This is a genomic window from Actinomadura montaniterrae (genome assembly GCF_008923365.1).
Taxonomy (GTDB): domain Bacteria; phylum Actinomycetota; class Actinomycetes; order Streptosporangiales; family Streptosporangiaceae; genus Spirillospora; species Spirillospora montaniterrae.
On sequence record NZ_WBMR01000371.1, the window covers coordinates 1 to 6,187 of the forward strand.

The 6,187-nt window shown below is 74.0% G+C and carries 2 protein-coding genes and 2 pseudogenes; 2 read left to right on the forward strand and 2 right to left on the reverse strand.

Annotation, left to right across the window (positions count from 1 at the left end; genetic code table 11):
* Positions 1-200, reverse strand: a pseudogene (locus tag F9B16_RS48705) (hypothetical protein); the annotation flags it as partial.
* Between the two features lie 573 nt (positions 201-773).
* On the opposite strand from F9B16_RS48705, the gene ileS reads away from it, so the two are divergent.
* Together ileS and F9B16_RS48715 are read left to right on the forward strand one after the other, a co-directional pair.
* Entirely contained in the window at positions 774-3,947 is a 3,174-nt protein-coding gene (ileS, locus tag F9B16_RS48710) for an isoleucine--tRNA ligase (RefSeq protein ID WP_225992642.1), read from the forward strand.
* A 173-nt stretch (positions 3,948-4,120) separates the two neighbouring features.
* Entirely contained in the window at positions 4,121-4,900 is a 780-nt protein-coding gene (locus F9B16_RS48715) for a DUF1707 SHOCT-like domain-containing protein (RefSeq protein ID WP_318839301.1), read from the forward strand.
* A gap of 93 nt (positions 4,901-4,993) precedes the next feature.
* On the opposite strand, the pseudogene F9B16_RS51965 reads toward F9B16_RS48715, so the two are convergent.
* Positions 4,994-6,187: pseudogene (locus F9B16_RS51965) on the reverse strand (hypothetical protein); the annotation flags it as partial.

The following is a 6,187-nucleotide window of genomic DNA, read 5'->3' on the forward strand; positions in this document are numbered from 1 at the left end:
GGCTTGGCCGCCCGGGAGCCGCCGGCGGACCTGGTCGCGGGCGCCGTGCCCGCCGCGCCCTTGGCCGCGGGCGCCTTCGCGGGGGCCTGCCGCGCGCTCCGGCCCTTCTTGCCTGCGGCCGCCGTCCTCGCGGACGACCCCGCCTCGGCGGACGGCGCCGCCTTTCCAGAGGGCACCGCGCCCTTCCCCGCGCCGGCCATGGTGGCCTCCTCAGCGCTGATCGCCTCGACAGGCAGTGCGGGCAGCATAAGTCCCCTTTCGCGGGCCGGGTAAACACCCTGGGTCGGTTACCGACCGCTTATGCCCGGGGCCCGCTCACAAGGAAACTCCAGCGAATAGCAGGAGATCGCAAAGGAACCTCACAGCCGGGGTCAGGCACCGGCGAGGCCCCCGCGGGGGCCGGTAATCGGGAAGAGGGCGGGCGCCGGGTGCGTTAGAGTCGGGGCAGCAGTCTTTTTGGCAGGCCGTGATGGGGACACCTGCCGCCGTACGCAGCGATGAGCGACCCGGGGACGGTGCGAGCCCGGGGGCGAGCGCGGCGGCCTGATCACCCCGGAGCCGCCGGAAGAACCGTCCCGGACGCGTCGCCGCGCCCGCGGGCCCAGTAGACCCGGCAGCCGAGACTCGAACGAAGCGGGCCGCGCATGTCCGGGCGACCGGGCCGGCGCGGTCAAGGAGGGTGGTACCGCGGGTCCCCGCTCGGCCGGTCCGGGCAGGCGTCTCGTCCCTCCGGTCCACGTGCACGCGTTACGTCGATCCGGAGGTCCGCCCAAGTGAGCCGTAGTTTCCGGCCGCTGCCCGCGCAGGTCGATCTGCCCGCCATGGAGCGGGACATGCTGCGCCGCTGGCGGGAGAGCAAGGTCTTCGAGCGGTCCCTGGAGCGCACCGCGTCCGGGACCCCCTGGGTCTTCTTCGAGGGCCCGCCCACCGCGAACGGCATGCCCGGCGTCCACCACGTCGAGGCGCGCGTGTTCAAGGACATCTTCCCGCGCTTCAAGACGATGAAGGGCTACCACGTCCCCCGCAAGGCCGGCTGGGACTGCCACGGCCTGCCCGTCGAGGTCGCCGTGGAGAAGGAGCTCGGCCTCACCGGCAAGAAGGACATCGAGGAGTACGGCGTCGCGGAGTTCAACGACCGCTGCCGCGAATCGGTCCTGCGCCACGTGGACGCGTTCGAAGAGATGACCGAGCGCATGGGCTACTGGGTCAACACCGACCAGGCGTACCGGACGATGGACCCCGAGTACGTCGAGGCCGTGTGGTGGTCGCTGAAGCAGGTCTTCGAGAAGGGGCTGCTGTTCCGCGACTTCCGCATCACCCCGTACTGCCCGCGCTGCGGCACCGGCCTGTCCGACCACGAGCTGGGCCAGCCCGGCGGGTACGAGAAGGTGTCGAGCCCATCGGTGTACGTGCGGATGCCGGTCACGTCCGGGCCGCTCGCCGAGATGGGCGCCGCGCTGCTGATCTGGACGACGACGCCGTGGACGCTGGTGTCCAACACCGCCGTTGCCGTCCACCCCGACGTCACCTACGTCGCCGCCCGCCCCGCCGGGTCCGACGAGATCCTCGTGGTGGCGGAGCCGCTCGTCGACCAGGTCCTCGGCGAGGGCGCCGAGCGCCTCGCGACCTACGAGGGCCGCGAGCTGGAGCGCACCACGTACAAGCGGCCGTTCGAGCTGGTCGACATCCCGGACGCGCACTACGTCGTGCTCGGCAACTACGTGACGATCGAGGACGGCACCGGGCTCGTCCACCAGGCGCCCGCGTTCGGCGCGGACGACATGACCGTCTGCAAGACCTACGGCATGCCGATCGTCAACCCGATCGGGCCGGACGGCCGGTTCCTGCGCGAGGTGCCGCTGGTCGGGAACAAGTTCTTCAAGGACGCCGACGAGCCGCTCACCGACGACCTGCGCGCGCGCGGGCTGCTGTACCGCGGCGGTCACTTCGAGCACAGCTACCCGCACTGCTGGCGCTGCCACACGCCGCTGCTGTACTACGCGCTCCCCGCTTGGTACATCCGCACCACCCAGATCAAGGACCGGCTCCTCGAGGAGAACGAGAGGACGAACTGGTTCCCCGAGACCGTCAAGACGGGCCGGTACGGCGAGTGGCTGCGCAACAACGTCGACTGGTCGCTGTCCCGCAGCCGCTACTGGGGCACGCCCCTGCCGCTGTGGGTGTGCGGCGACGAGGACCACATCACCTGCGTCGGCTCCCTCAAGGAGCTGGGCGAGCTCACCGGAAGCGACATGTCCTCGCTCGACCCGCACCGCCCCTTCGTGGACGACGTCACGTTCCCCTGCCCGCAGTGCGGAACGGAGGCGCGCCGCGTCCCCGACGTCATCGACGCCTGGTACGACTCGGGCTCCATGCCGTTCGCCCAGTGGGGCGCGCCGCACCGCAACAACGACGTCTTCGAGAACACCTTCCCCGCCCAGTACATCTGCGAGGCGCAGGACCAGACCCGCGGCTGGTTCTACTCGATGATGGCCGTCTCGACGCTGGTGTTCGACAAGTCGTCCTACGAGAACGTCCTGTGCCTCGGCCTCATCCTCGCCGAGGACGGCCGCAAGATGAGCAAGCACCTCGGCAACGTGCTGCGGCCCATCCCGCTGATGGACCAGCACGGAGCCGACGCGCTGCGCTGGTTCATGCTCGCCAGCGGACTGCCGTGGGCGTCCCGCCGGGTCGGCAACCCCGTCTTGGAGGAGATCGTCCGGAAGGTCCTGCTGACCTACTGGAACACCGCGTCCTTCTTCGTCCTGTACGCCAACGCCGCGCAGGCGCAGGGCAAGGCGTGGACGCCGGACCGGCTCGGTGAGGCCCCCGCACCCGCCGACCGCCCGCTGCTGGACCGCTGGGCGCTCGCCGAGCTGCACCGCACCGTCCGCGAGGTCGACACGTCGCTGGAGCAGTTCGACACCGCCCGCGCCGGCCGCCGCCTCGCCGAGTTCGTCGACGACCTGTCCAACTGGTACGTCCGGCGGTCCCGCCGCCGCTTCTGGGAAGGCCCCGAGACGCCCGAGGGTTCCGCCGCGTTCGCGACGCTCTACGAGTGCCTGGAGACCCTCACCCGGCTGATGGCGCCGATGGTCCCGTTCATCACCGACCACGTCTGGGACGTGATCCGGCCCGAGGGCGGCCCCGAGTCGGTGCACCTCGCCGACTGGCCCACCGTGGACGAGGATCTGCTCGACGCCGACCTCACCGCCCAGATGGCCCTCGTCCGGCGGCTCGTCGAGCTCGGCCGGTCCGCGCGCGCCGCGAGCAGCGTCCGCACCCGCCAGCCGCTCGGCCGCGCCCTCGTCGGCGCCGCCGGCTGGACGGCGCTGCCCGAGCAGTTGCGCGCCCAGATCGCCGAGGAGCTGAACGTCCAGGCGTTCGAGGAGCTGTCGTCCATCGGCGGCGACCTCGTCGAGTACGAGGTCAAGCCGAACTTCCGGGAGCTCGGCAAGCGGTACGCCAAGGACACCCCGAAGGTCGCCAAGGCCGTCACCTCCGCCGACCCGGCCGCGCTCGTCCACGCGCTGCGCGACGCCGGCACCGCCGAGGTCGAGGCCGAGGGGGTCGGCGCGGTGAGCCTGTCCCCCGGCGACGTCATCGTCACCGAGCGGCCGCGCAGCGGCTGGGCCGTCGAGAGCGCCGCCGGCGAGACGGTCGCGCTCGACCTCACCGTCACCGCCGAGCTGCGCCGCGCCGGGCTCGTCCGGGAGGCCGTCCGGCTCGTCCAGGAGGCCCGCAAGGCCGCCGGGCTGGAGGTCACCGACCGGATCGAGCTGTGGTGGCAGGCCGCGGGCGACGACCTCGCCGAGGCGCTGCGCGCCCACGGCGCCGAGGTCGGCGCCGAGGTGCTCGCCACGTCCGTCACCGAGGGTCGTCCGGAGGGCCTCACCGCCGGCCGCGACGACGAGCTCGGCCTGACGTACTGGCTCCGCAAGTCGTAACCATTCCAGGGGGGCGACCCCTGGAACCCCCGTTACGACGGACGACGCGATCGCGCTCTGCTGGAGCTCCGCGCGAAACGCGTCGTCCGTCGTCGGGCATGCCCGCTGCGCTCGCTGCGCGGGTTTTTCGCGACACATCGCGTCTGCGGTGCCGGGTTTGCGATGATGGTCCCGTGAACCTTCCCGAGCAGCCCTCCGAGCCCGACTCGCCGGCCCGCATGCGCGCCTCGGACGCCGACCGCGACCAGGTCGCCGACCGTCTCCGCGAGGCCCTCGCGGAGGGCCGCATCACGCCGGAGGAGCACGCCGAGCGCATCGACGCCGTCTACCGCGCCAAGACCTACGCCGACCTCGACCCGCTCCTCGCCGACCTGCCGTCCGAGCAGGCGCCCCGGCCCAAGGTCCGGCTCCAGAAGGACGAGGCGGCGCTGCCGCCGCCCGTCCGGCAGTCGGCCGGCCTCGTCGCGGTCTTCAGCGGCGCGACCCGCAAGGGGCGCTGGCTCGTCGAGCCGACCACCAACGTGTCCTGCGTGTTCGGCGGCGTCGACCTGGACTTCCGCCAGGCCGTCCTCAGCCAGGGCGAGGTCACCGTCAACGTCAGCTGCCTGTTCGGCGGCATCGACATCACGGTGCCGCCCGGCGTGCGGGTGACCAACTCCGCCGCGATGGTGTTCGGCGGCGCCGACCTGCCCGACGACGTCATCGACCCGGACGCGCCGCTGATCCGGCTGACCGGCATGGTGATCTTCGGCGGGATCAACGTGCGCCGCCGCGAGATCGGCGAGAAGCGCTCCCGGCACGACCGGCAGCTGGAACGCCACCGGCGGCACATGGAGCGGATCGAGGAGCACCACGAGCGGATGCTGGAACGCCACACCGACATGCACCGCCGCCGCGACGAGCGCCGCGAGCGCCTCCGCGAACTCCGCGCCGAACGCCGCCGCCACCGCTGATCCGCCCGCCCTCCACGGCGAGCGCGCCCCCGGCCGCCGCCGCGGGACAGGACCGTCCGGCGGCGGGGCACGGAGGCGGGAGCCGTGCGGCCGTCAGTCCCTGGCGTGCTCGCGGTCGGGCTGGCAGACGAGGCACGGCGTGCAGCCGCGGGCCTTCGCCTCGGCGCGGGACAGCGCCTCCAGGTCGTCCGCCTCGTCGCCGATGTCCTCGATGAGCGCGCAGTCGGTGCGGTGGTAGCGCTTCGTGCCGCTGAGGATCCGGACCTGCGGGCCGCCGTCGTCGGCGTCCCCGGCGTCGGCGGGCTCGTCGAGGTCGTCGAAGCCGTCGTCCGCGGCCGCCTCGGCCGGCCGCTCGTCCGCGGCGGGCGCGGCGGGCTCGGGGACAGCGGCGTCATCGGCGTCGCGGGGCCGCGGCGCCGCCGCGTCGCCCAGGTTCAGCGGGTCGTCACCGAAGTCGGCGGTGACGTCGGCCGGCGCGGATCCGGCCGCAGCGGGCCTCTCCGCCGCGGACGCGGCCTCCGGCTCGGGCTCCGGCTCCTCGGCCGCCTGCGGCTCGACGGCGGGCTCCTCGGCCCGCTCGGGCTCCCGCGGCGGCGGGCCGGCGACGGGGATGTCCGTCAGCGTCGGACCGGCGGGGCTGCGGAACGCGGCGGGGGCCTCCGGCTCGGGGTCCGGGTCGGCGGGCGACGACGACCACGCGGACGGCACCCGGCCGGCCGGCGGCTCCTCGCGGTGCCCGGCCGCCGGGCGGTCGTGCTCCGGCTCGCCCGGCTCCGGCACGCGGGGGATCTCCGCGGTCGGGTCGAACGGCGCGGGCGCGGAGTGCGGCGCGAAGGGGGCGGCGTGCGCGGGCTTCGCCAGCCCGGCCAGGCCGCCCTCCGCACCGGCCGCGGAGCGGTCCACGCGGGGCTTGGTGAGGTCGGGGCCGTCCGCGACCGTCCTGCCCGGGTCCGGTGACCCGGGTCCCGACGCCGCGGCGCGCGCCGCCAGTGCGGTGTCGGGCATGCAGGCGGTGCAGGGGCTGAACCCCTCCTCCTTGGCCTCCGCGTAGGTGAGCTCCTCGGTGTCGCGCCCGGCGAGCTGCCGGCACGTGTCGAGGTGGTAGCGCTTGCGTCCGCGCACGACGAACACCAGGGCGTCGTCGGGCACGTCGACGGGCTGGACGGGGATCTCCACCTCATCGTCGGGCTCGGCCGGGGCGTCCAGCGACGGCCGGGGCGCCGCGGGGGCGCCGGCCGCGCTCTTGGCCGCGGGCGCCGGCGGAGCCGGCCGCGGCCGCTTGGCCTT